Origin of the sequence: Megasphaera indica, assembly GCF_046614755.1 — a bacterium.
GTDB classification, from domain to species: Bacteria; Bacillota; Negativicutes; order Veillonellales; family Megasphaeraceae; genus Megasphaera; species Megasphaera intestinihominis.
This window is the reverse complement of sequence record NZ_JBKKJR010000021.1, coordinates 23,541-49,301: the sequence shown is the minus strand read 5'-3', so window position 1 is coordinate 49,301 and position 25,761 is coordinate 23,541. Positions and strand designations below refer to the sequence as shown.

The 25,761-nt window shown below is 53.1% G+C and carries 24 protein-coding genes; 12 read left to right on the top strand and 12 right to left on the bottom strand.

The features are described from left to right. The first annotated feature begins 133 nt into the window (after nucleotides 1–133). The gene (locus tag ACFCTO_RS10185) at nucleotides 134–787 is read left to right on the top strand and encodes a hypothetical protein (RefSeq protein ID WP_499876823.1); all 654 of its coding nucleotides are present in this window, start codon (nucleotides 134–136) and stop codon (nucleotides 785–787) included. A gap of 470 nt (nucleotides 788–1,257) precedes the next feature. Here the strand turns inward: ACFCTO_RS10185 and ACFCTO_RS10180 are convergent, their stop codons facing one another. Beyond that, nucleotides 1,258–2,541 (bottom strand): adenylosuccinate synthase, encoded by a 1,284-nt coding sequence (locus ACFCTO_RS10180; RefSeq protein ID WP_020310302.1) that lies wholly within the window; start codon nucleotides 2,539–2,541, stop codon nucleotides 1,258–1,260. A gap of 712 nt (nucleotides 2,542–3,253) precedes the next feature. Between ACFCTO_RS10180 and ACFCTO_RS10175 the strand changes: the two genes are divergently transcribed. The 6 genes from ACFCTO_RS10175 to ACFCTO_RS10150 all read left to right on the top strand — a co-directional run bounded on the left by ACFCTO_RS10175 (nucleotide 3,254) and on the right by ACFCTO_RS10150 (nucleotide 9,934). Beyond that, nucleotides 3,254–4,378 (top strand): NADH:flavin oxidoreductase, encoded by a 1,125-nt coding sequence (locus ACFCTO_RS10175; RefSeq protein WP_370842803.1) that lies wholly within the window; start codon nucleotides 3,254–3,256, stop codon nucleotides 4,376–4,378. Between the two features lie 73 nt (nucleotides 4,379–4,451). Then, the gene (locus ACFCTO_RS10170; RefSeq protein WP_370842804.1) at nucleotides 4,452–5,198 is read left to right on the top strand and encodes a hypothetical protein; all 747 of its coding nucleotides are present in this window, start codon (nucleotides 4,452–4,454) and stop codon (nucleotides 5,196–5,198) included. Beyond that, complete coding sequence (locus tag ACFCTO_RS10165) at nucleotides 5,191–5,604, top strand: GerW family sporulation protein (RefSeq protein ID WP_020310297.1); 414 nt, start codon at nucleotides 5,191–5,193, stop codon at nucleotides 5,602–5,604. The genes ACFCTO_RS10170 and ACFCTO_RS10165 overlap by 8 nt, the downstream gene beginning before the upstream one ends. Nucleotides 5,605–5,708: 104 nt before the next feature. Further along, a complete protein-coding gene (locus ACFCTO_RS10160) occupies nucleotides 5,709–6,137 on the top strand; it encodes an OmpH/Skp family outer membrane protein (RefSeq protein WP_178323713.1) in 429 nt (142 codons plus the stop codon). Between the two features lie 613 nt (nucleotides 6,138–6,750). After that, on the top strand, nucleotides 6,751–7,071 hold the full coding sequence (locus ACFCTO_RS10155; RefSeq protein ID WP_020310295.1) for a metal-sensing transcriptional repressor: 321 nt from the start codon (nucleotides 6,751–6,753) through the stop codon (nucleotides 7,069–7,071). Nucleotides 7,072–7,084: 13 nt separating this feature from the next. After that, nucleotides 7,085–9,934, top strand: coding sequence for a heavy metal translocating P-type ATPase (locus ACFCTO_RS10150; protein WP_499876822.1), 2,850 nt, complete (start codon nucleotides 7,085–7,087; stop codon nucleotides 9,932–9,934). Here ACFCTO_RS10150 and ACFCTO_RS10145 read toward each other — a convergent pair. The 8 genes from ACFCTO_RS10145 to ACFCTO_RS10110 all read right to left on the bottom strand — a co-directional run bounded on the left by ACFCTO_RS10145 (nucleotide 9,900) and on the right by ACFCTO_RS10110 (nucleotide 15,576). Beyond that, complete coding sequence (locus ACFCTO_RS10145; RefSeq protein WP_370842806.1) at nucleotides 9,900–11,048, bottom strand: sensor histidine kinase; 1,149 nt, start codon at nucleotides 11,046–11,048, stop codon at nucleotides 9,900–9,902. The genes ACFCTO_RS10150 and ACFCTO_RS10145 overlap by 35 nt on opposite strands. Next, on the bottom strand, nucleotides 11,035–11,751 hold the full coding sequence (locus ACFCTO_RS10140; RefSeq protein ID WP_499876821.1) for a response regulator transcription factor: 717 nt from the start codon (nucleotides 11,749–11,751) through the stop codon (nucleotides 11,035–11,037). The genes ACFCTO_RS10145 and ACFCTO_RS10140 overlap by 14 nt, the downstream gene beginning before the upstream one ends. A 13-nt stretch (nucleotides 11,752–11,764) precedes the next feature. After that, complete coding sequence (locus ACFCTO_RS10135; RefSeq protein ID WP_499876820.1) at nucleotides 11,765–12,142, bottom strand: HI0074 family nucleotidyltransferase substrate-binding subunit; 378 nt, start codon at nucleotides 12,140–12,142, stop codon at nucleotides 11,765–11,767. Further along, nucleotides 12,129–12,413 carry a nucleotidyltransferase domain-containing protein gene (locus tag ACFCTO_RS10130; protein WP_020310291.1) on the bottom strand — a complete coding sequence of 95 codons (285 nt, stop codon included), beginning with the start codon at nucleotides 12,411–12,413 and terminating at the stop codon, nucleotides 12,129–12,131. Before ACFCTO_RS10130 ends, ACFCTO_RS10135 begins: the two co-directional genes overlap by 14 nt. Before the next feature lie 270 nt (nucleotides 12,414–12,683). Then, nucleotides 12,684–13,301 carry a DUF6803 family protein gene (locus ACFCTO_RS10125; protein WP_299721509.1) on the bottom strand — a complete coding sequence of 206 codons (618 nt, stop codon included), beginning with the start codon at nucleotides 13,299–13,301 and terminating at the stop codon, nucleotides 12,684–12,686. A gap of 28 nt (nucleotides 13,302–13,329) precedes the next feature. Further along, nucleotides 13,330–13,626 carry a hypothetical protein gene (locus ACFCTO_RS10120; RefSeq protein ID WP_292300743.1) on the bottom strand — a complete coding sequence of 99 codons (297 nt, stop codon included), beginning with the start codon at nucleotides 13,624–13,626 and terminating at the stop codon, nucleotides 13,330–13,332. A gap of 102 nt (nucleotides 13,627–13,728) precedes the next feature. Beyond that, nucleotides 13,729–14,574: a pantoate--beta-alanine ligase gene (panC, locus tag ACFCTO_RS10115; RefSeq protein ID WP_020310288.1), complete on the bottom strand. Its 846-nt coding sequence runs from the start codon at nucleotides 14,572–14,574 to the stop codon at nucleotides 13,729–13,731. Nucleotides 14,575–14,601: 27 nt separating this feature from the next. After that, a complete protein-coding gene (locus tag ACFCTO_RS10110) occupies nucleotides 14,602–15,576 on the bottom strand; it encodes a bile acid:sodium symporter family protein (RefSeq protein ID WP_292300746.1) in 975 nt (324 codons plus the stop codon). 482 nt (nucleotides 15,577–16,058) lie between these two features. On the opposite strand from ACFCTO_RS10110, the gene ACFCTO_RS10105 reads away from it, so the two are divergent. From ACFCTO_RS10105 to ACFCTO_RS10085, 5 genes are all read left to right on the top strand, one after another. Then, entirely contained in the window at nucleotides 16,059–16,406 is a 348-nt protein-coding gene (locus ACFCTO_RS10105; protein ID WP_292300747.1) for a LytTR family DNA-binding domain-containing protein, read from the top strand. A 94-nt stretch (nucleotides 16,407–16,500) separates the two neighbouring features. Next, nucleotides 16,501–16,917 carry an ESPR domain-containing protein gene (locus tag ACFCTO_RS10100; RefSeq protein ID WP_292300748.1) on the top strand — a complete coding sequence of 139 codons (417 nt, stop codon included), beginning with the start codon at nucleotides 16,501–16,503 and terminating at the stop codon, nucleotides 16,915–16,917. Between the two features lie 36 nt (nucleotides 16,918–16,953). Continuing rightward, nucleotides 16,954–18,585 carry a YadA-like family protein gene (locus ACFCTO_RS10095; RefSeq protein ID WP_499876819.1) on the top strand — a complete coding sequence of 544 codons (1,632 nt, stop codon included), beginning with the start codon at nucleotides 16,954–16,956 and terminating at the stop codon, nucleotides 18,583–18,585. Nucleotides 18,586–19,085: 500 nt separating this feature from the next. After that, nucleotides 19,086–20,492, top strand: a complete 1,407-nt coding sequence (locus ACFCTO_RS10090; RefSeq protein ID WP_292301651.1) for a sodium:solute symporter family protein — start codon at nucleotides 19,086–19,088, stop codon at nucleotides 20,490–20,492. A gap of 270 nt (nucleotides 20,493–20,762) precedes the next feature. Further along, complete coding sequence (locus tag ACFCTO_RS10085) at nucleotides 20,763–21,578, top strand: basic amino acid ABC transporter substrate-binding protein (RefSeq protein ID WP_416183659.1); 816 nt, start codon at nucleotides 20,763–20,765, stop codon at nucleotides 21,576–21,578. 221 nt (nucleotides 21,579–21,799) lie between these two features. Here ACFCTO_RS10085 and ptsP read toward each other — a convergent pair whose 3' ends face one another. The 3 genes from ptsP to ACFCTO_RS10070 all read right to left on the bottom strand — a co-directional run bounded on the left by ptsP (nucleotide 21,800) and on the right by ACFCTO_RS10070 (nucleotide 25,742). Then, the gene (gene ptsP / locus ACFCTO_RS10080; protein ID WP_292262080.1) at nucleotides 21,800–23,431 is read right to left on the bottom strand and encodes a phosphoenolpyruvate--protein phosphotransferase; all 1,632 of its coding nucleotides are present in this window, start codon (nucleotides 23,429–23,431) and stop codon (nucleotides 21,800–21,802) included. Between the two features lie 21 nt (nucleotides 23,432–23,452). Then, on the bottom strand, nucleotides 23,453–23,710 hold the full coding sequence (locus ACFCTO_RS10075) for an HPr family phosphocarrier protein (RefSeq protein WP_292262081.1): 258 nt from the start codon (nucleotides 23,708–23,710) through the stop codon (nucleotides 23,453–23,455). Nucleotides 23,711–23,792: 82 nt separating this feature from the next. Further along, nucleotides 23,793–25,742: a PTS fructose transporter subunit IIABC gene (locus ACFCTO_RS10070; RefSeq protein ID WP_292262082.1), complete on the bottom strand. Its 1,950-nt coding sequence runs from the start codon at nucleotides 25,740–25,742 to the stop codon at nucleotides 23,793–23,795. Nucleotides 25,743–25,761 lie beyond the last annotated feature (19 nt).

The window sequence follows — 25,761 nt, the reverse complement described above, 5'->3', positions numbered from 1 at the left end:
CACTTTGGTCGCTAAGGCCCAAACCGCAAAAAATCCAACGGACTTAGTTCAGGCCTTGTGTAAACTAGCTTCATCAACTTCCGAGGCAGCGTAAAAGTTGTAAAGTGCTGTAGATTCAGAAAGGATGTAAAAAATGCCAACATTTACTGACCCCTTGCGGGAAATCGACGCTGCCAGCGTCAAAGAATATGCCTTGCAGCGCGGAGCTGCTGAACTTTCCGATGATTTCGTCCACGAAGCCTGCCAGCGCGTCATGGATTTGGCCAAACCACAGGCCACATGCCAGCAGTGCTTCTATGACAGCACGTCCCATATGGTCCTTTGCGACAGCCCGTTCATCATCAACAGCCCGACTGTCTGCCAGCGCATCGAAGATTCGGCCATCGTCCTGATGTATGCCGTCACCCTCGGCGAAGCCCTGGAAAAAGAGGTCGATGCCTTGTTCATGAATAAAGAAATCACCCGCGGTCTGGCCCTCGACTCGGCCCTGGCCGTCGCCACAGCGGGCTATACGAAACAGCTCATCGACATGCTCGACGAAGCCGGCGCCGACAAAGGCTACAAAGCCGCCTGGATCATGAATCCTGGCACTGGTGACTGGCCATCCGGCCAGATGGCCAATATCGCCCAGGCCGTCCATGCCGAACAAATCGGCGTCTCCCTCCTGCCCAGCGGCATGCTCATGCCACGCAAAACCGTAACCGGCGTCATCGGCCTGAACTTCATCGGCGGTGGCTGCTCCGGCTCGTGCAGCGCCTGCGCCATGGCCGGCCATTGCGGGGAGTAGGGGCTAGGGGTTAGCCGTTAGCCAGCGGACCGCTGGCTCGTAGCTCGTAGGGGCCGTCCCAAAGGGCGGCCCGCTACGAGCTGAGGGTTTCCCGAAGCGTCGTTGTCAGCTTGAGTCTGTCGCGGCGGAACGCCGCATCTGAATCCGAAAAAAACGCCGGTCGTAAAATCATGCCACATGAACCATATAATGTATTACCGACTGGTCACGGCGGGCCGCCTTTCAGGACGGCCCCTACGAATGCCCCGATTGGGGCGTTTGTTTTTGACGAACCACTAATAACTTGAAAGGGACTGTCGCACAAAGGTTTCTGCCATCATGCGAGGTTCCCTTTGCTTCATAGTTTGTAGTTTGTAGAAGAGGGCTTTAAATTTAAAAGCCTTCACTACAAACTGCAAACTTAATACTCAAAAAGGCGCTGTCTTCATAAGACAGCGCCTTTTCACAATTATGGTGTAATTCAGTTGTTTTTAGAAAATCTTTTTGAGGATGATCGTCTGGCTGCGGTTTGGGCCGACGGAGACGATGCCCAGGGGAACGCCTGTGAGTTCGCTGATGCGTTCGACATAGTGGCGGGCAGCTTCAGGCAGTTCATCGTAGGATTTGCATTTCGAGATGTCTGCTTTCCAGCCCGGCATTTCTTCGTAAATCGGTTCGACGTTTTCCAGGACGTCGAGGCTGGCCGGATATTCTTTCAAGAGCTGGCCTTTATATTTGTAGCCCGTGCAGATTTTAATGGTATCCAGGTCATCGAGGATGTCCAGGCGGGTAATAGCCAGGTAATCGAGGCTGTTCAGCATGGCTGCATATTTGACGACAGCCGTGTCGAGCCAGCCGCAGCGGCGGGGACGACCGGTGACAGTACCGAATTCATGGCCTGTGTTGCGCAGATATTCGCCGACTTCGTTGAGCTGTTCTGCCGGGAACGGGCCAGCGCCGACGCGGGTCGTATAGGCTTTGACGACGCCGACGATATTTTCCATGCGGCGAGGACCGACGCCGGAACCAGTGCAGGCACCGCCAGCCGTCGGATTGGAGCTGGTAACGAAGGGATATGTACCATGGTCGAGGTCGAGCATAGCAGCCTGTGCCCCTTCAAAGAGGACTTTCTTGCCTTCACTGACATAGAGGTTCGCCGAGTAGTTCGTATCCTTGACGTACTGGCGGATCTGATCGGCATAGCCGAGGTATTCTTTGAGGACTTCATCGTAATCGAAGCCTTCGCAGCCATAATATTTTTCAAAGAGACGGTTTTTAAGGTCAATATTGATGCGCAGTTTCTTGGCAAATACATCGCGGTCCATGAGGTCGCCGATGCGGATGCCTACGCGGTTGACTTTGTCGGCATAGCACGGTCCGATACCGTTTTTCGTCGTGCCGATTTTAGCGTCACCCTTGAGTTTTTCATCTTCTTCATCAATGCGGATATGATACGGCATGATGACATGCGCACGCGTGGAAATTTCCAATTTGCTGATCTGCACACCTTTGGAGGTCATGCCTTCGATTTCTTCAAGGAGGACTTTCGGATTGACAACGACGCCGCTGCCGATGATGCAAGTTTTGTCGGAAAAGAGGATCCCCGACGGCAAGAGACGCAGTGCAAAGGACTTATCGTCGACGACGACCGTATGGCCGGCGTTATTCCCACCCTGGGAGCGGATGACGACATCGGCCTTCTGGGCCAAATAATCTACAATCTTACCTTTACCTTCGTCGCCCCATTGGGTTCCGATTACCATTGCTGTAGCCATGTATTCAACATCCCTTCGTGAATTGTAAAATTAACAAACACTTATATTATATCATAGTCGCTTAGTGAAGCCAACTAGAAACATCATTCTTTACAAAAGGAGCAGAAAAGGAGCTGTCGCATGACGACAATCCTTTTTAAGGGGTTAGGGGTTAGGGGCTAGCAGTTAGTGGTTAGCGGATAGTTCTAAACCATAGAGAAAGCCCCTGGAATGGCAGTTCCAGGGGCTTTCGTGTTTCAATTGCAAAAATTCACTACTTTTACTAACATTATATCATTTAAACTCACTTTGTCAATTATAGCGTACCATTTCCCCATTATGCTATAATGCGAATGTTGCTCGCCCCTATACTGAGCTGGTAAGGGGGTGTTTCAATGCAAAAATTCACTAACTTCTTAATGGCTGTCATGGCAAGTGTAGTATCTTATTACCTTTGCAAGTGGTTAGACACCATTATTTCCCTTATGAGCAACTAGCCCCGGTGCGTCTCCGCTAGACGCCACATAGAGAAAGCCTCTGGAATGGCAGTTCCAGGGGCTTTCGTGCATTTGCATAATACTATATTTCCTACCATTATTATATCATTGAAATAGGTACTATCAATGAATCCCAAATGTTCAAAAAACAATGCATTGGCTTATTTCCTCAAATATTGTATAATATTCGGGATAAACTGAAATTCATTTTTTATTACCAAGGAGAGATTTCTACCATGTTATTTGATACATGTCACATCGGCGGTATTGAAGCGAAGTGCCGCCTTGTCCGTTCTGCTACCTTTGAAGGAATGGGGAACTACGGCCTTCCGACAGAAAAGCTGGCCCAAATGTATGAAAATCTGGCCGACGGCGGTGCCGGTATCATTATTACCGGCATGATGGCTACTACCAAAATGGAACCGCGTCAGCACTGCCAGATCCGCATCGACGATGATGAATGTATTGCCCCGCTGTCCCAGGTCGTCCACCGCGTCCACCAGCACGGCGGAAAAATCATCGCCCAGCTCGTCGTCATGGGGTCCGCCATCCTCCTGCCGGAAATCCCGGAAGGGGAAACGCGCATTATCATCAGCCCCAGCGGCGTTACGGAAAAGGTCGGCAAGTGGACCCAGGAATCGCAGGCCCTGACAGTCGACCAGATCCACGAACTGACGGAAGCCGTCGCCAAAGCCGCTGCCAGAGCCAAGGCCGCCGGTTTCGACGGCGTCCAGTTCCACGGCGCCCACGGCTACCTGGCCAGCAAGTTCTTGTCGCCCCATTTCAACACCCGCACCGATGCCTACGGCGGCAGCCTGGAAAACCGGGCCCGCTTCCTCCTGGAATGTGTCGCCGCCATGCGCCAGGCCGTCGGCGCCGATTATCCGGTCTGGGTCAAATTGAACTGTGCCGATTTCATGAAAGACGGCAGCATGACCTTTGAAGAAAGCAAGCAGGTCATGACCTGGCTGGCCGACATGGGTGTAAACGCCATCGAAGTCAGCGGCGGCAACACATCGTCCCTGCCGCGCAAGGGCCCGATCCGGGCTATCCGCCGCACAAAGGAACCGATGTATTTCAAAGCCTATGCCTCTGAAGCCGCAGCTATGCTGAAAGACAAAATCGATGTCGGCGTCGTCGGCGGTTTCCGCAACGTCAAAGATATCGAAGATACACTGGAATCGACAGACCTGGCTTTCGTGTCCATGAGCCGTCCCTACCTGCGCCAGCCGGACCTGCCGAACCGCTGGAAATCGGGCGATACCGAACCGGCCCTCTGCATTTCCTGTTCCCGCTGCTTCGGTGCCGAAGATGTTGACTGCATTTTCAATAAACAAGAAAAAGCAAAACAAGACGCCTAAAAAAGAGGAAATCGCCCCGAGTTCATAGAATAAATAAAAGTAACGGATTATTTTCACAAAAGGGGGCTGCCCTATGGCAATCATCGTCATCCTTGCCATCTTATTCAGTTGCATACTGCTCATCCTCTGCCTGCCCGTCTCCTACGCCCTTACCATCCATATGGGAACGCCCTTCCACATCGAAGGCCAGGGCCGATGGGGCCGGAAATTGGCTGATGCATCCTGGTCCTATACGCTGGGAGAGGAACCGCATCATGAACTGCATATGTGCTGGAAGCGCAGCCCTGCCGTGAAAGAGTCTGTCGAACCGCCGCCCCCTACAGCGAAAGAGGAAGAAAAAGCCTGGGACGAACTGGAAAAAGAAAGCCAGCGTCTCACGTATGAAGACCTGCTCCGCCAGGAAGGGCCGGATGCTCCGGCACGGAGTGACGCGAAAGAGGCGAAAAAAAAGAAACCGCCCATACGTCACTTCCTGGCCAGCCTCTTCAATGCCGACTTTCTAGCGGCTTTCTTCACCTGGCTGTCGCGCCTGCTCGGCTACGGCCAAATCCGCCGCTTCACCCTGACCGGCATCATCGGCCTCCCTGAACCGCATGAAACGGGGATGCTGGCCGGCACCCTCTATGCCATCTGTCCGGGGAGCGTCACAGACTTACAATTCAATTTCGTAGAGGAACAGTATGACTGTACCGTCCGTGCTTCGGGCCGTCTATATCCGGCAGTGCTGCTTCTGTTTACAGCCGCCTTTGCCGCCTCCCGGCCTGTACGCCGTTTATGGGCTGAGTGGCACGCTGTGAACAAGGAGGAACAACATGGATAACTCGTACATCAAGAACAACTTGGAACAAATTTTTGAAAGTTTCAAAGAAATGATCAAAGTCGAAACCGTCGTCGGCCAGGCCGTCCACATCGGTGACGCCATCCTGGTACCGTTCGTCGACGTCACCTTTGGCTTCGGGTCCGGCGGCGTCAACGGCAAGACCGAAAACGGCCGCAGCAGTGCCGGCAGCGGCGGCGGTGCTAAGATGGAACCGGCAGCCATCCTGGTCATCAAAGGGGACCGGGTAGAAATGTTCTCCATCAAGAAAGATGGCTACCAGGCTTCGGCCTTTGAAAAACTCATCGCCATGGCGCCGGAAATCATCGACAAGATGAAAAAAGACAAATACATTTATATTCACGACGATGAAGAAGACAAAGCAGAAGGCGACGACGAAAAAGCCTGATTCTGTGCAGGTTGTACTTTATCGGTAAGTTTGTTATAATATACGAATAGAACCATAGTAAGAAAGAGTAATTCAGCCGCTCTGCGGCACAGGAGGAATACATTATGAAACTGAAAAAACAATTAGCATCCCTTGCCGTTATGGGAATGATGAGCCTCGTCGCTGCTTCGTCGGCCTTTGCTTCCGGCGTCGGTGTCGTCAACTTCGATACATTGGTACAGTCCCATAAGGACTTCCCGAAAGTCAGCGCCCAGATGCAGGCTGCCGTTAAAGACGCTAACGAACAGTTCGCTAAAAAAGCTCCGAAAATGAAGACCGACCAGGAACGCCAGAACCTCGGCCGTGAATTGGCTCAGAACTTGAGCAAATTGGAAAACAAACTGATCGTCCCCATCGAAAAAGACGTCGTTTCCAAAGTCGAACAGGTCCGCAAGGACAAAGGCCTCGACTGCATCGTAGTCCAGGGTGCCATCATCTCCGGTACTGAAAACGCTACGGATGAAACAGAAGCTGTAAAAGCATTGTTGAAATAGGAGTAAAAAAGCTGCCTCTTTGCGGCAGCTTTTTTTAGTGGTTAGTGGTTAGTGGCTAGTGGTTAGTGGTTAGTGGCTAGTGGTTAGTGGTTAGTGGCTAGTGGTTAGTGGCTAGTGGTTAGTGGTTAGTGGCTCGCGGCTCGTGGCGGCCTCATGGCCGCACCGTAGGGGTCGCACGTGGGCGACCCGTTAGGAACTGGGATGATTCTCCTGGCAAACTGATTGGGATATCAGACATATTCCGGAGCGGGCGCCCCACGCGGTCGCCCCTACAGTGAAATCGCATAATCCCGGGGCGGACGCCCCTACAGAAAAAGGACTATCGTATGAGGGCTTATATCATCGTACGTAGTCCTTTTTTTAACAATCCGCGGTTAGCGTTCGTAGGGGTCCGTGGGCGACCCGTTAGGAATTGGGATGATTCTCCTGGCAAACTGATTAGGAAATCATGCATATTCCGGAGCGGGCGCCCCACGCGGTCGCCCCTACAAATTAAAAACCATCCGCTAACCCCCAACTGCTAACCGCTAAAACACCCTTGACATATACCCCATATCGGTATATTATATCAATGTACCCCATAGGGGTATTTAAATGAAAGGAGAACTCAATTATGGACGAAAAGAAAGTCTGTCCCTGCTGCGATACGGAGAAACATAAGTATCGCAATAAAGAGGGCAAAGAGTATAAATCGCTCATTTCCCGCCTGAACCGCATCGAGGGCCAGGTACGGGGTGTGCGAAAGATGGTCGAAGACGACCGCTACTGTATTGATATCCTGACTCAGGTCAGTGCCATCCAGTCGGCATTGAATTCTTTCAATAAGGAACTCCTGGGCCAGCATATCAAGTCCTGCGTCGTCCACGACATCCGTGAAGGCAAAGACGAAGTCGTCGATGAACTCGTCTGCGCCCTTCAGAAACTCATGAAATAAAGGAGTGAGTCCGTTGAAGCACGAAAAATTCAACATCACGGGCATGAGCTGTTCCGCCTGCTCGTCCCGCGTGGAAAAAGCCGTCAACAAGCTGGACGGCATCGACAAGGCCAGCGTCAACCTGCTGACCAACAGTATGCAGGCCTCGTACGATGAAAATGTCGTCAGCGAGCAAGACATCATCCAGGCCGTCGTCGAAGCCGGCTACGGAGCCAGCCCGGCCGAAGGCGGCAGTCAGAAACAGGCCGGCGCTCCGCAAAAGAGCGCCTCTGACATAGCCAAGGAAGAAATGAAATCCATGAAGCACCGCCTCATCTGGTCCATCGTCTTCCTCATCCCGGTCATGTACATCGCCATGCACCACATGTTCTACGAATGGTTCGGCATCCCCGTACCGGAAGGTTTCCAGTACGTCTTCCACGGCGATGAAAATGCCATTACCTTTGCCTTTACTCAGTTCTTACTGATTCTGCCGATCATGTACTTGAACCGCAAGTATTATGTCAACGGCTTCCGCAACCTCTTCCAGGGCGCCCCGAACATGGACAGCCTGGTCGGCATGGGTTCCATGGCAGCTGCCCTGTACGGCGTCTTCGCCATTTTCCGCATGAGCTGGGGTATGGGTCATGGCGACTGGGCCCTCGTCGCCCAGTACAGCACCAATCTGTACTTTGAATCAGCCGGTATGATCGTCACCCTCATCGACATCGGTAAATATCTCGAAGCCCGCGCCAAAGGCAAGACCAGCACGGCCATCGAAAAATTGATGGACCTGGCGCCGAAACAGGCCACGGTCCTGCGCAACGGCGTCGAAACGGTCATTCCCGTCGAGGACCTCGTCGTCGGTGATGAAATCGTCATCCGTCCGGGTGAAAGCATCCCGGCAGACGGTATCATTTCTGAAGGGACGACCAGCGTCGATGAAGCCGCCATTACTGGCGAAAGCATCCCTGTAGAAAAACAAGTCGGCGATAAAGTCACGTCGGCTACGATAAACAAGACGGGTTTCATCCACATCACAGCCCGCCGCGTCGGCGACGACACGACGATCAGCCAGATCATCAAGCTCGTCGATGAAGCCAGTGCCAGCAAGGCACCTATCGCCAAGATGGCCGATACCATTTCGGGTTACTTCGTCCCGGCCGTCATCACCATCGCCATCATTACAGGCCTCATCTGGTACTTCGTCATGGGCGTCGACGCCGAATTCGCCTTCTCGACGGCCATCTCCGTCCTGGTCATCTCCTGCCCGTGCGCCCTGGGCCTGGCTACGCCAGTCGCCATCATGGTCGGCACTGGCAAAGGGGCTGAAAACGGTATCCTCATCAAATCCGGCGAAGCCCTGGAAACGGCCCATGCCATCGACACGGTCGTCATGGACAAGACCGGTACCATTACCGAAGGCCGTCCGAAAGTCACGGATATTCTTCCCCTGAAAGGCACGAAAGAAGACCTCGTCGCCATCGCTGCTGCCCTGGAAAAAGGCAGCGAACATCCCCTGGCCGAAGCTATTACGACCTATGCCGGCGACCATCAGCTGACCGGCAGGACAGCCAGCGATTTCAAGGCCCTCTTCGGCCGCGGCGTCCAGGCCGTTATCGACGGCAAGACCTATTATGCCGGCAACACGCGCCTCATGGACGAAGCCCATATCGACACCAAAGCCATCACGGCCAGCCTCAATGCCCTGGCCGACGACGGCAAGACGCCGCTCCTCTTTGCTGACGACAAGGAAATCATCGGCATCATCGCCGTAGCCGACGTCGAAAAAGCGACCAGCGCCGAAGCCATTGCCGACTTTGCCAAAATGGGCATCAACGTCGTCATGCTCACAGGCGACAACCAGCGCACAGCCGAAGCCATCCGCCAGCGCCTGCATATTCCCCAGGTCATCGCCGGCGTCCTGCCGCAGGATAAAGAAAAACACATCGCCGCCCTCCAGGCCGAAGGCCATAAAGTCGCCATGATCGGTGACGGCATCAACGATGCGCCGGCCCTGGCCAAAGCCGATCTGGGCATGGCCATCGGTGCCGGGACCGACGTCGCCATCGAAAGCGCCGATGCCGTCCTCATGCGCAGCGACCTCCTCGACGCCGTCAGCGCCATCTGCCTGAGCAAGGCCGTCATCAAGAATATCAAAGAAAACCTGTTCTGGGCTTTCTTCTACAACATCATCTGCATCCCCCTGGCTGCAGGCGTCCTCTATCCGGCCTTTGGCATCCGCCTCAATCCCATGATCGGCGCCGCTGCCATGAGTCTGTCGAGCTTCACGGTCTGCATGAACGCCCTGCGCCTGCGCTTCTTCAAGACGACGCACAGTGCCGATGTTTCACGTGAAACATCGGCGCCGGAAACCAGTAGCCCGAAAGCTGCACAGGCAGCGCCGCAAACGCCGGTTCCCGAAGTGGCAGCCGCTCCGGCTCCGTATCACTATACCCTGTCCATCAAAGGCATGATGTGCCAGCACTGCGTGGCTACGGTCACGAAAGTCCTGAAAGCCATGGACGGCGTCACCGATGCCGTCGTCGACCTCGATGGTCAAAAAGCCGATGTCTCGGCTGACAAAGCTATCTCCGCAGAAGACTTCAAAAAAGTCATCACTACTGCTGGATATACATTACAAAATCTCACTACACCAAAGAAAGAAGAGGATGAAACGATGGAAAAAACATTGAAAATCGAAGGCATGATGTGCCAGCACTGCCAGAAACACGTACACGATGCATTGGCAGCCATGGACGGCGTCACGGCTGTCACTGTCGACTTGGAAGGTAAAAAAGCCGACGTCACGACCAGCAAAGACATCCCGACGGAAGCCTTTGCCAAAGTCATTGCCGACGCTGGTTATGAACTGGTAAAATAAAAGTAAACGTCGTGCCCCTGCCGACTTCGCTGTCCGCCCATATCCTGCCGCCATGACTGCGGACGAACTGCCGGGCCAAAGCCAGGCCGATACCACTGCCGCCGCTCTTGCGGCTCCGCGATTTCTCGCTGCGGTAGAAATACTGGAAGATATGCTGTAAATCCTCTGGGGCAATGCCGCTGCCCGTATCGGCGATCTGGACCTGCACATAGGGTTGGCCCTTCACGGTGACGACGAGCGTCGACACGGTAATCGTACATCCCGCTTCGATATAGCGGATGGCGTTGTTGAGCAGATTATAAATGACCTGATTGATACGGTCTATATCGATGGATACTTTCGGTAAATCCCTGGCCAAGTCCAAATGGACGGTCAGGGATTTTTCGTCGCATAAAGGCTGGAGCATGCTCACGGCCCGTTCCAGGAGGACGTTGATATCATAAGGTTCTTTATGGAGGGTGAGCTCGTTGATTTCAGCCAGTGACAAATCGCGCAGGTCCTGGATGAGCCGGCCCATGCGCAGCGTTTCATCTTCCATGGACAGGAGGACCTTCTTATCCGTCGGGATGACATCGTCGATCATGCCTTCCAGATTACCCTGCAAGATGGCCAGGGGCGTACGCAGTTCATGGGCGATGTTGGCAAAGAGGCGGCGCCGCATCTTATCATTTTTCGCCAGTTCCTGGGACATGTCGTTGAAAGTCTCCGTCAGGGTCCCGACTTCGTCATGACGCTCGACGGGAACCGTCTGGCCATACGTGCCGGACTTGACCTTCTGGACGGCGTCAGTCAGGGCCGACAAAGGCCGCATGATTTCCCGGACAATGAAGTAGCTGATGGTGACGCTGACGGCCAGCATGACCAGGCCGACCCACAGCAGCGACCGGTGGACAGCCGATATATACGTAATTTCCGCCGGCCCATGCATCATTCCGTGCATCATCCCCATGCCCTGATGGCCGTTTCCCATCATTTGCGACATGTTATTCAAATACTGGGAAAAATGGCTGTCCATCTGATTATTGACCAGGATGAGCAGGATGGCGATGGTCAGGAAAATTAGGATAAAGACCATCCCGGTCAGGCGGATGACGATGCTGTCAGCTTTCTTCATGATTCCCTCCGTCGAATTTATAACCGATACCGTATACGGTCAGGATATACATCGGATGGGCCGGGTCGGGCTCCAGTTTCTTGCGCAGGTTGCGGATATGCGTGTCGATAGTCCGTTCATAACCTTCAAAGCCATAGCCGCCCTGTACTTTATCCACGAGCTGCATGCGGCTGAATACCCGACCCGGTGCCGAGGCCAGGACCAGCAGGAGATTGAATTCCGTCGGCGTCAGGGTGATGGGCTGCTGTCCCCGCAGGACGGTAAATTTTTCCTTGTCGATAGTCAGGTCCCGTATGGTATACGACGTCGTCTGCTGCAGCACTTCACCGCGGGTCCGCCGCAGCAGACTGTAGACGCGGGCAATGACTTCCTTGACGTGGAAAGGCTTGGTCACATAATCGTCGCCGCCCATGTTGAGGCCGACCAGGCGGTCCGTTTCATCGTCCTTGGCCGACAGAAAAATGATGGGTATATCGCTGAACTGGCGGATGCGGCGGCAGACTTCGAAGCCATCCATGCCGGGCATCATCAAATCGAGGAGCATGATTTGCGGCTTCTGGGTACGCAGTGTATGTAACGCCGTCATGCCATCATGGGCGACATAGACCATGAACCGCTCCTGCTCGAAATAGGACCGCAGCAAGGCACAGAGTTTTTCATCATCATCGACGATCAAAATCGAATTCGTTCGCAAAAATTCCACCTCCCGATTATTTTCACAACCAATTTTTTTCTATTTCCCGTTGCAGCTCTTCAAACATGGCGATGTGCTTTTCCTTGCTGTCCTTGATGATATTATTGGCAATTTCTTCATTATAAGAATGGGCTACATTGTTCCGGTCCCGCAACGCCTCCAGCCAGCAATCCTCATCGTCAATCAGATTGGCCTGATAAGCCATTTTGATAATCGCCCGCGGTGACCCTATCTTATGCTGGCTATAGCCATTGTTTTCCAATACTTCTTTCATGGCTTTCCCAGCCTGTTCAAAGCAGATTTCATAAAGGGAAACCATTCCCGTTTGGACGACCGTCGAATAAGGCGGTATTTCTTTGAGGTTATTCAAGGCTTTGCAGAAATTCTCATACTTTTTCATATATAACAACTCCTTCCCGTTGGATAGCGGCTCGTAGTTCGGGCTGGACCGGTTCATCTAAATCGACGACATCGAACATGAGCAGCGTCGGTATGACCTCGTCGACATCGAGAGAAAACCGCGTGACATTTCCACCGCAGACAGCCAGGTCAATATCACTGCGTTCCCAATTATCGCCACGGGCACGGGAGCCAAAAAGAATGACTTTTTGAATATCGTATTGTTTAGCCAGAGCGATGATGCCCTCTAAAATCGGCTGCGCTAAGTCCATCGTGTTCACCTCTTTTTGCATTAATTATAGCATGAAAAAAGGCGCTGTCGTATGAAGACAGCGCCTTTTTCTGTAGGGGCGCCACGTGGGGCGCCCGCTCCAGGATATGTACGATTCTCCCCCAAAAAGCTAATTAGGAAATTCTAACATAACCTGCGGCGGGCTTGCCACGTGCAAGCCCCTACAGATGGGAACAGCTTATGCGGGCGCCCTCTGGGACGGCCCCTACGAAGCCACGAACCACCGAACCACTAGCCACTAGCCACGAAACTACATCTTGCTGTGGTCCATCTGGCCGTTATTGTTATTCATCTGGCCATTCATTTGACCGTTCATCTGGTCATGATTCATCTGGCTATGGTCCATCTGACTGTGGTCCATAGGCATATTGCCGTTCATCTGCATCTGCATGTTGTTCTGTTTCGGCGGGACGTAGCCTGCGAGCTGCGGGTCGGCCATGCCGAAGACCATGGCTAAATGGGTGAACAAGACGAAGAGAATCATGAGGACGATGTGTTTCTTGATTTTTGCCGTTGTATCGAGGCCCTTAAAGATGATGCCCAATTCCTGCAAGAGGATGAGGACGGCCGGGATGACGCCCAAGACATAAGCCCAGATAGAAATGTAATCAATCGGGCCGCGCCACTGGATAGTCGGCACGTAGGATGTGACGATGTATACTGTAGCTACGATGAAGAAGACACCCAGGATGAGGCCGCAGACGTGGCTCAGGCTGTCCCATTTTTCACTGCGGCTGTCCTTGTAGAGCAAGGAAAAAGCACCGGCAGCCAAAATCGTTTCGGCCAGTACCATCGGTACGAGCATGAAGAGAATCAAAAACCAAGGTTCATGGAGCGATAAGAGTTCCATGTAGTGAGTCATTACCATATTGTTTTCCCCCTTTGATTAGAACGGCTTACTGTTGAGCGCTATAGGCAGGGCAATCCTGACGGCCCTGACAACCGCGCTGGCCATCAGCCCGGCAGCCGCGGCGCGGTCCCTGGCAATAGCCATTTCCAGTATAGCAGTTATCCTGGTCATCATAGCAGGCACGCGGTCCCCGGCAATACCTGTTACCGTTGTCATAACACGTATAGCCCGGGCCGTAAGTCCCTGACGATGAACCATCTGAAGCAGCTGGTGTCGCTGCAAAGGCGGAAAAACCGGCAATCACTACGAGTGCAGCCAATCCGGCTAAGATTTTTTTCTTCATCACGAAAACCTCCTTTGTAGTACCCCTCTGTTTATGCTTCTACTATACCAGAGGGGTGCGAAAAAGATGTGGAGGAAATGTGAAGATAATGTGAAGATTTCCTTAGCCCAAGATGACGTTATCGATGAGACGCGTCTTGCCGATGCGGACGGCGATAGCCAACAGGCTTTCCTGGTCGACCGTCGCAATCGGTTTCAAGGCCGGGAAGGAGAAGAGATCGACGTAGTCGATAGAAGCCATCGGTTCCGACTGGATTTCCTTGGTCACGATGGATTTCAGTGTTTCTACATCCTTTTCGCCGCCTTCATAAGCGGCTTTGGCTTTGCGCAGGCTGCGGGACAGAACCAGGGCCGCCTGTTTTTCTTCCGGCGAAAGGTAAGCATTGCGCGAGCTCCGGGCCAGACCGCTTTCTTCGCGGACGATGGGGACCATATTGATGTGGACCGGGATATTGAGGTCGCTGACGAAACGGCGGACGACGACGACCTGCTGGGCGTCTTTCTGACCGAAGAAGGCTTCATCGGCGCGGGTAATGTTCATCAATTTCGTGACGACCGTAGCGACGCCGCGGAAATGGATAGGCCGCTGAGCCCCGCAGAGTTTATGCGTAATGTCGCCGTCGACATTGACATAGGTGCAGTAGCCTTCAGGATACATTTCCGACGGTTCCGGATGGAAAACGGCATCGACGCCGACGCTTTCCAATTTCTGGCAGTCTTCATCGAAGCGACGCGGATAAGCATCATAGTCTTCGTTCGGGCCGAACTGGGTCGGATTGACGAAGACCGAAGCGATGACGACGTCGCATTTGGCCTTGGCAGCCCGCATCAGGGTCAGATGACCTTCGTGGAGCGCACCCATAGTCGGGACCAGGCCGATAACCTTACCAGCCTTTTTCTGTTCACCAGCAAATGCCTGCATTTCTTTGACAGTACGGAAAATTTTCATGATTGTAAGACTCCTTTGAAATATGAATTAATGAGTAGGAACACTCGATTTATCGACAGACAGGGCACGAGCCTTTTCTTCGGCTTTTTCATCGCGGCGCGAGAAGAAATTGGCCACAATGGACCCGGAAATATTGTGCCATACGCTGAAAATAGCGCCGGGAATGGCCGCTGCCGGGTTGAAATATAAGACGGCCAAAGACGCAGCCATGCCGGAATTCTGCATACCCACTTCGATGGCTACGGTCCGGGATTTACGCGAATCGAGGCGGAACAATTTGGCCATGCCATAGCCCAGGGCCAGGCCAAAGACATTGTGCAAGATGACGATAGCCGCCATGAGCAGGCCGACGTCAAAGAGACGCGATGCACTGAGGGATACGACGCAGCCGACGAGGATGACAATAGTCGCTACCGATACGACGGGCATGGCCGGCAGGACTTTTTCGACGCCGCGGGCGAAGAAATGATGAGCCGCCAAACCGAGCAGGACCGGTACCAGGACCATTTCCGCAATGGAAATCATCATGGATACGAAGGAAACATGGATCCAGGCGCCTGCCAGGAACCAGGTCAGGGCCGGCGTCACGATAGGCGCCAGGAGCGTCGTCGACATGGTCATCGAGACAGACAGGGCGACGTCGCCTTTGGCCAGATAAGAGATGACATTCGATGCCGTCCCACCCGGGCAGGTCCCGACGAGGATGACGCCAATGGCCAGTTCCGGCGGCAGGGCAAAAAGGCGTACCAGGGCCCAGGCCACGAAGGGCATGATGAGAAACTGAGCGACGACGCCGATGAGGACTTCCCACGGCTGCTTGAAGACGGTCTTGAAATCTTGTACAGTCAGGGTCATGCCCATGCCGAACATGACAATCCCCAGCAGCCAGCCAACGTACGGGCCGACCCATTGCAAGGTCTGGGGCCATACGGCGCCGACAATACCGATGAGGACGACGAAAATGGCCATGTTGTTTACCAGAAAATCACAACACTTTTTCAATAAAAAAACCTCCCTATGAGAATCTGGGGCAAAAGAAACAAAAAAAACACCTTCCGGCACAGACCGAAAGGTGTCTAAGCGACAAACGTCCATATTGGCAGGCGAAATTGTGAAAAATCCCACGTATTTCAGCACTACCAACAAATGATGAGCCATCCTTTCTGTCTCGGTCCAAAGCAGATCCAAGCAGATGAAAAAACCATCTTGAAAAATATCCGAAAAAAGTATAACTCACGATACGTGATGTTATCTTTTGCCTCGGCCGTATCATACCATATTTAGGAACTTGATGCAATGGCCTTTCTTGCTAACCTTGACGTATCGGTAAATTTTCCTTTTTCATGAATTATAAATTATATTTATCCGCTCACGACAAAAAATGTGCATTTTATGTCACGTTGAATATTTAAGCAAAAAATCACGCTATAATAGGAATTGCAAAGACAAGTGTTTCCCTATCACAAACAGAAAGGAGGTATCCTATGCGGAAAAAAGTCATCTTCCACCTTGTCGGCGGCGGCATCCAGGTCGAGGAAATCAATCATATCCTCTTCGTCAAAAGCGACGGCCACGTCCAGCAAGTCCATACCGTAGATGGCTCCATGCTGGAAACGCGCCAATCCCTGTCAGCCATGCTGCAGACCTTTGAATCCATCGTCCCCGGCCAGTTCGTCTCTCCCGGAAAAGGTTATATCGTCAACCAGTCCGCAATTCACATCATAAAGAGTGAGTACATCGAAGTGAAGGGGCACAAAATCCCCCTGGCCAAACGAAAATATCGCCAGTTCCAGGAAGATTATTTCAAATTCATTTTCCAAAAAGACGCATAAAAATCCCAAAAATTTCAGCATTTCCGGTACCTTTTATTTTTGTACGCAAAATTAAGGTCCCTGTCAAATCTTTATACAGAAAGGGTGCGATAATATGAATAAGATATTTAAAGTCATCTGGAGTAAATCAAGAAATTGCTACGTCGTAGCATCGGAATTAGCCAAAGGCCATACCAAGGCCTCCAGCACAGGCGATAAGACCAGACGCCTGGCCCTGGCCGCCATCACGGCCCTCATGCTCCTCCCGGTCGGAGGGTTTAGCTATGCAGCGGATGCCACCATAATGGTGGAACCAGCTGGCACTGGTTCTACTACGGCAGTAGAAGTTTATACCAAAGATGGGATAGATAACGGGATAACAAGCCTGCAGGAAGATATTGAAAAATCTAATCAGCAAGTTCAAGCTAGCCTTCAGGCCAGTGATGCTGCCATTAAGGAAGAAGCACTGAAACGGAAATACTCTATGACGAATCCGGAAAAGGCAGATGCCGCTGAAGCTGCTGCCCGGTAAGCTGCCGATACGGCTCTGGATACCCGGATTACCAATGTGAAGGAATATCTGGAAAAACAGACATCTGATAACTATGTGAGCAAGGCCGATGCGGCCGTACAGGATGGGGCTGTTGTAAAAGCCGCCAACACCATTGGCGACAACGTGACCAAACTGGACGCCGCCCTGGCCAACGGTTCCACCCTCATCGACATCATAAAAGATTCGACAACAGGCATGGTCAGCAGTGCCGTAACGGATGGCAACATCAGTACCGGTATCAGTCAGAGTGCCAAAGACATCAGCCTGAGTGCTGCTGGCGGAACCATTGCCAATGCTGCTCAGAACATTACCAACACGGCCAGCGAATCCATTACCAATACCGTAGGTAAAACGACGGTAACGACGACGGACAGTGGAACAACCTTTGAAAACACGGACCACAACACGGCCATTAAAGATGAGACCATCACGAAGACAACCATTGCCGGCAACACCCTCACAACGGGTCAGGCTACGATGAATTATGCCGATATCATGAAGGACCTCGGTGTCCGCGGCAATGTGACGGTCGATGGTGATACGACGCTTGGCAAAGAAGGAGCCGATACTAAACTCACTGTCAACAGCAAGTCAACGTTTAAAGACACAGTTAAGTTGGAAAAGACGCTGGAAGTCGACGGGACCTCTACATTTAACAACAAAGTAACCGTCACTAAAGGCGGACTCGATGTAAACAGCGGCACGACGACGGATACGCTCCACGTCACCAGCACGTCCACCTTCGACGGCGCAGCCACCTTTAAGGATGCAGTCAATATGGAAAAAGACCTCTCGGTTGGTGGCAATGCTACGGTTGCTGGCAGCATGACTGCTTCTTCCTACAAAGTCGGCGACAAGACTTACATCGATTCCAACGGCATCAACGCCAACAATCAGAAGATTGTCAACGTAGCAGCCGGTGACCTTTCGGCCAGCAGCACGGACGCTGTCAACGGGACCCAGCTCTATCAGACTAATGAACGCGTCGCTAGCGTCGAAAATCGGGTAGACACGGTTGAAAACCGCGTCAGCAATCTGGACAGCCGCGTCGACAAAGTCGGGGCTAACGCAGCGGCATTGGCCAACCTGCATCCCCTCGAATTCGATGCTGATTCCAAGTGGAACATTGCAGCTGCCGTCGGCGGTTACAAAGGCGAAACGGCTACGGCTATCGGCGCCTTCTACCGGCCGAATGAAAACGTCATGGTCAATGTTTCGTCGTCCTTCGGAACAGGCGAAAACATGTATGGCGGCGGCATTTCCCTCCGCATCGGCCAGGGTGGCAACAAGGCAAGACGCAACGCCACGAACGGCCTGACAGACCGTGAAAAAGCGATGCAGAAGCAGATCGACTCCCTGACCAACCGCCTCGATGCCCTTCTGTCGGTCATCAATCCGAATATGTCCAAAGACTTCCCGGACGTACCGGAAAACCACTGGGCCTATGAAGCCGTCAGCCGCCTCGCCGGCAATGGCGTCATCCAGGGCTACGAAGACGGTAAATACCACGGCGATCGTACGATGACCCGCTACGAAATGGCAGAAATCATCTACAACGCCCTCTCCAAAGGCGCCAAAGCCGAAAAGAAACTGGTCGAAGAATTCAAACCAGAACTCCAGGCCATGGCCGCACAGAAAAAAGCATAGCATAAAAAAGGGAGCTGTCGCATCGCGACAGCTCCTTTCAAGTTGTTAGTGGCTAGTTGTTAGTTGTTAGCGGATGGGTTTAAATTTAAAGCTTTTCTCTGCAAACTACAAACTCTGTACTACAAACTATAAAGTAAACGGGGCATCACATGATGGCAGAAACCTTCGTGCGACAAGCCTTTTTTACGCTGTAGGGGTCGCCCGTGGGCGATCCGTTAGGAGTGTGGACGACTTTCTTAGCAAGACGATTGGGGAATCCTACAGCTCCTGATAGGAGAATTATTCAAATGTCCAACGGGCTTGCCACGTGCAAGCCCCTACGAAAACGCAGGCCGCCCTTGGGGACGGCCCCTGCGAACTGCGGCCTGCGTTTTCTCTCTCCTTGTATTTTTCTTCGTTTTAGCCTATAATAACGTTACTTATTGGCATATTATGTTCCCATAGACGGAACTAAGGTTGCAAATTTTTAAATTTATAAGTCAAAGGAGGATGGAGAGAAAATGTCGATTCAATTGTGTATTGTCATCTTATACATCATTTTATTATTTGCCATTTCTTTCTATGTCAAACGCCGGGCCAGTCAGAACCCGACAGAGTATTTATTTGCAGGGCGCCAGTTTTCTACGGGCCTGGTCGCCGTCAGTATCACGGGCATGGCCGTCGGCGCGGCTTCGACCGTCGGCGTCGCTGAAAGTGCAACGAAAATCGGTCTGGCTGCCGGCTGGTACAATGCGGCCTGGGCTATCGGCGCCATCATCATGGGCTTTGTCGCTGCCGGTAAGTACCGTTCCCTGAACTGCACGACCATTCCGGAACTCTTTGAACGGAGTTACGATAAAAAAGCCCGCATCATCAGCGTCATCGGCCTGTCCCTGATCATGATCTGCATCACGTCCCTGCAGTACGTCGCCGGCGGTTCGATTTTACACGCCCTCATGCCGGATATCTTCTCCATGCATGCCGGCATGATTACCAGTGCCGTCGTCTTCGTCGGCATCACAGCCATCGGCGGCCTCTGGTCTTCCGGTTTATCGAATATCCTCAGCGTCACCGTCATTTACCTCGGCATCCTCTATTCCCTCGTCCGAATCCTTCTCCGCGACGGCGGCATCAGCGGCATCAACGCAGCCCTGCCGGCAGCGGATTTTAACTGGTTCTCGCCCATGGGCGGCCTGTCCTTTGCCGTACTCCTGGGCTGGATCATCGTCATGACGACCCAGGCCATCACGGCTCAGGGGCCGGTCCAGATTGCCTGCGGCGCCAAGAACGCCAAGGCAGCCCGCAGGGGCTTCATCCTCGGCGGCCTGCTCATCTTCCCGGTCGGCTTCTTGTCGGCTATCCTCGGCCTGGCTGCCAAAGCCCAGTTCCCGGGCATCAATCCGACCATGGCTCTGCCGCAGATCATCATGAGTCTCGACCCGTTCTCGTCAGGGATGACCCTGGCTGCCCTCTGGGCGGCTGATGTATCGACGGCCTGCACGATTCTCCTCGGCGCCGGTACTCTCATCTCTCAGGACATTTTTAAACGTTTTATCAAACCGGATATTTCCGAAGCAAGCTACGTCAAGGCCAACCGCCTAATCATCCTTATCATCGGCGCCGGTACGTTGTGGCTGGCCTTCAACGCCGTCGGCATCGTCAAAGTTATGCTCATCGGTTTGAGCCTGACGACGGCCTTCACGCTGGTCTTCCTTTGCACCATGTTCTGCCCGTCCCTGTGCCGCAAGAACACGGCCTTCTGGACGACCCTGGTCGGCATCATCGGCCTCTTTGCCTGGCAGCTCTGCCCGCAGATCCGCGTCCTGCCCCACGTCATTTATTTTGAATGGATCATCTGCATCATCACCCTCCTCGTCGTCCGCCTCATCGATAAGACACCTATCAAGATGCCGGAGTTGAAGGAGTAGCAGTAAGTAGTCAGCTGCTTGCTGCTCGTAGGGGCCGTCCTGTTAAGGCGGCCCGCTTCGGGATATGTACGATTTCTCCAGCAGATTAGCCGTAGCCGGAAGATTCGTACATCCCCAGGAGTGTGTGCCCCACGTGGTCGCCCCTACGAATCATGAATCACGAACAACGATAAAGGGCTTGTCGCTTGCGACAAGCCCTTTACTTTTTCCCACAAGATGGTATAATAATAAGCATAAATTTATTTTTATTCAATTTCTGGAGGGGATTGTATGGATACGAAAAAATTAGGTGCTGCTTTGCTTACAGGCGTATTAGCCGCTTCGATGCTGGCCGGCTGCGGCAGTGACAAAAAAGATGCTGCCAACGATACGAAGAAACCGCTTCGCGTCGCTACCAATGCGACGTTTGTTCCTTTTGAATTCAAGGATAACGACCAATCGACGGAATATAAGGGCTTTGAAATGGACTTGATCCGCGCCGTAGCCAAAGAAATGGGCCGTGATGTCGAATTCAACAACATCGCTTTTTCCGGTATCATCCCCATCATCCAGCAGGGTGACATGGATATCGCCGCTACGGGCATGACCGTCACCAAGGAACGGGCTCAGAAAGTCGCCTTTGCCGCTCCGTTCTACGAATCGAAACTGGTCATCTTGACACCGAAAAACAGCGGCGTCCATTCCGTAGCCGACCTGCAGGGCAAACAGATTGCCGTCCAGATCGGTACGACTGGCGCTAAATACGCCGAAGAACAGGGCTATACGATCAAACAGTTCGACAATAACTCCGAAGCCATCATGGAACTCCAGGTCGGCGGTTCGCCGGCAGCCATCCTCGATAAACCGGTTGCCGATTACTTCCTGACCCAGGACGGCAAAGATAAATTCGACGTCATCGACATCCCCGATACCAAACCGGAATACCTGGCCTTCGCCATCAACAAGGACAACAAGGAATTGTTGAAACAAGTCAACGACGCCATGGCCAAACTGAAAGAATCGGGCGAATTCCAGAAAATCTACAAAAAATGGTTCAACACCGATATGCCTAACCTCCCGACCAGCTCGGAAGAAGTGCTGAAGTAATGGTTATCAGGTCCTAGGGGCTCGCACGTGGCGAGCCCGCTTGGGGGGTGTACGATTTCCCGGCTAGCCTGCTGAGAGTATCATCCAAATTCCTAACGGGTCGCCCACGTGGCGACCCCTACAATGCAAAAAAAGCTCCCCTTCACAGGGGAGGCCGATGGCTAACAACTAACCACTAACAACTTTAAAGGGCTTGTCGTCATGCGACAAGCCCTTTTTTATTACTTGCTCAAATCAAGAGAGCGTACTTTTTCACGGAGCGGCAGGACCGACGGTGGGCTGACGGAGAGTTCGTCTACGCCCATGCGCAGGAACGTTTCGGTCAGTGTCAGGTCTGCACCGAGTTCGCCGCAGATGCCGACCCAGATGCCGGCTTTGTGGCCATTTTCGATGGTCATCTGGATGAGTTTGAGGACAGCCGGATGATGGGGATCGAAGAAGGCATCGAGCTGGGTCTGCTGACGGTCGATGGCCAGGGTATACTGGGTCAAGTCGTTGGAACCGATGCTGAAGAAGTCGACTTCCTTAGCCAGTTCTTCACTCATGACGGCAGCAGCCGGTGTTTCGACCATGATGCCGATTTCCATATCTTTATCGTAGGCAATGCCTTTTTCATCCAATTCCTGACGGACTTCGTTGAGGATTTCTTTGCACCGCTGTACTTCCCAGACGGAAATGATCATCGGGAACATGATAGCGATCTTGCCATAAGCCGAAGCGCGCAGGAGAGCGCGGAGCTGCGTCTTGAAGAGGTCGACGCGGGTCAGGCAGATGCGGATAGCACGCATGCCCATGGCCGGGTTTTCTTCCGGGTCGAGCTGGAAGTAGTCGACTTTCTTGTCGGCGCCGATATCCAGGGTACGGATGACGACGGTCTTGCCCTGCAGGGCTTCAGCAGCCTGTTTATAGGCTTCGAACTGCTGGTCTTCCGTCGGATAATCGCTGCTTTCGAGATACAGGAATTCGCTGCGGAAGAGGCCGATGCCTTCGGCGTCGTTGGCCAGAACCTGCGGCAGATTGCCAGGGTTGCCGATATTGGCATAAAGGTTGATCTTCTTGCCATCTTTGGTAACCGTCGGGACGCCGCGTACCTGTTCCAGAGCGGCTACGCGAAGTTCTTCTTCCTTCTGTTTCTGCTTCATGGCCGCCATGGTTTCTTCATCCGGATTGATGTAGACCGTGCCCGTCGTGCCATCGATGATGGCCGTCATGTTGTCGACGTCGTTGTGGAGCTGTGTGCCCGTGCTGACGACGGCAGCGATGCCCAGGGTGCGGGCCAGGATGGCCGTATGCGAGTTCGTGCTGCCTGCTGACGTAACAAAGCCGAGAATCTTATCCGTATCGAGCTGTAACGTTTCGCTGGGAGCCAGGTCATCGGCTGCGATGATGACGTGGTCATAATTGCTGAAGTCGATTCCCGGGCCGCCGCAAAGCTGCTGTTCTACACGGCGGGAGATGTCGAGGACGTCGGCTGCGCGGGCCTGCATATAAGCATCTTCCATGGAACGGAACATTTCAGCAAATTCCTGAGCCGTCTGGTCGACAGCGGCTTCAGCATTCATTTTTTCATCGCGGATCTTGGTTTCAATACCTTCGATATAGTCATCGTCATCAAGCATCATCTGATGGACTTCAAAGACAGCGGCTTGTTCTTCACCGACTTTGTCTACAGCCTTGACATACAAGTCCTTGAGCTGGCCGATAGCTTCTTCGCGGGCTTTCTGGAAACGCGCGATTTCGGCATCGACGTCTTCGATTGGCCGTACGGCCGTAGAAATCGTATTACGATGGAACAGTGCCAGCGGTCCGATGCTGATACCGGAGAAGACACTTTTACCTTTTAACGTCAGCATGTACTTTCCCCCTCAAAGAAATTAGAAGTTTTCTTTCAAGAAGGCTTCTACAGTACTAGCTGCCTGTTCTTCGTCTGCGCCTTCTACTTGTACTTTAATCGTTTCGCCCTGTTTTACGCCGAGAGCCATGACGGTGAAGATTTTCTTCAAATCGCCTTTGCGGGCGCCTTTGAATACGCTGATATTGGATTCAAATTTTTTTGCTTCTTTGACCAAAAGGCCTGCCGGACGAGCGTGGATACCCTGGGGATCAGTGACAACAAATTCAAATTCTTTCATGACAAATTCCTCCTTTTAGGAAATATAGAAGATGAGATAAAGCTACATAATATAGTGTATACGATTTATAGCGATAACGCAATCAGTCTTGCGGACGTTTTTTGCGGAAAATACCGAGCAGGATAGCTGCGACGATGACGCCGGCCACTAAGGCGACGATGTACATAGGCCAGTTGGTGATGACACCGAAGACGAAGATACCGCCGTGAGGAGCCGGAAGGGCGCAGTTGAAGAGCATCGACAAGGCACCGGCGACAGCGGCGCCGATAGCGCAGGGCGGGATGACGTGGACCGGGTCCGATGCGGCGAAAGGAATGGCCCCTTCGGTGATGAAGGACAGGCCCATGATGAAGTTGGTAATCGTCGACTGGCGTTCTTTCGGTGTGAATTTACCTTTAAAGATGAGCATAGCCAGGGCGATAGCCAGAGGCGGAACCATGCCGCCGACCATGACCGAAGCCATGATACCCGAGCTGACAGCCTGACCGCTGGCACTCATGAGCGAGGCCGTACCGAAAACGTAAGCGGCTTTGTTAATCGGGCCGCCGAAGTCGATGGACATCATGCCGCCGAGGATGAAGCCGAGGACGATACGGCTCGACGTGGTCATGCTGTTGAGGACGTCGAAGAGCCACGTATTGAAAACAGAAGTCGGCGGATTGATGATATAAGTCATGATGACGCCGATGAGGACCAGGCCGAGGACCGGATAGAAGAGGATGGACTTCGTGCCGTCCAGCGCTTCCGGCAGATGGGCCAGGGCTTTTTTCAGGAAAATGATGAGATAGCCTGCGATGAAGCCGGCAAAGAGGGCGCCGAAGAAACCGGAACCGCCTGTCGTTGCCAGGAAACCGCCGACGATACCGGGCATGAGAGCCGGCCGTTCACCGATACTCATGGCGATATAGCCTGCCAGGATAGGCATCATCATGCTGAAGGACAGGCCGCCGACATTTTTCAGGAAAGCAGCCAGCGGCGTGCCGCTGCCGAAGTTGGCCGTACCGGCGTTATCCATGTCGCAGAGGAAAGCCAGGGCGATGAGGATCCCGCCGCCAATGACGAAGGGAAGCATATGGGATACGCCGTTCATCAAGTGCTTATAAATCTGACGGCCGACGCTTTCTTTTTCAGCGCTTTCGACATCGACGGCTTCCGACGACGATTCATTGCCCTGATAAATGGGTGCTTTGCCGTCGAGGACGGTCTGGATGAGTTCTTCCGGGATCTTGATGCCGTTGGCGACTTTCGTGAAGATGACCGGTTTGCCGGCAAAACGCTGGACCGGTACGTCTTTATCGCAGGCGACGATGACGCCGACAGCGCGGTCGATATCGGCCTGGGTCAGGTGATTCTTGACACCGCCGGAACCATTCGTTTCGATTTTGATGTCGACGCCCATGGCAGCGGCTTTGTTTTCCAGGGCTTCTGCTGCCATGTAGGTGTGGGCAATGCCCGTCGGGCAGGCTGTGACGCCGATGACGTAGGGACGATCCGACGGAGCGGCCGTTTCCGTTTCAGCCGGTGCTTCTTCGGCAGCGGCTTCAGCGGCAGCTTCTGCTTCTTCAGCTGCGACCTGTTCGGCTTCGGCCTTGTCGATGATAGCCAGGTATTCTTCCGGCGTCTGGGCCTTCATCAGGTTGTCGCGGAAATCGTCGTCCATGAGCATACGGCTCAGACGGCTCAAGACTTCCAGATGGACGTTGGCACCGCCAGCCGGAGCGGCGATGAGGAAGAACAAGTGAGCCGGTTCGTCGTCGAGGCTTTCGTAGTCGACGCCGTCGCGGACAATCATCGAAGCCAGGCCCGGTTCGTTGACGGCTTCCGTCTTGGCGTGGGGAATGGCGATGCCTTCACCGATACCCGTACTGCCTTCCTGTTCACGGGCGAGGACGCGCTGCTTGTACAGCTCTTTGTCGTTCAGGTTGCCGCCGGCGGCCATGAGGTCGACCAGGTGGTCGATGGCAGCGGCCTTGTCGGCTACAGACGCATTGAGGTCGATGCTCTGTTTCTTGAGTAAATCTACAATACGCATTATTTCTCTCCTTCTCTTC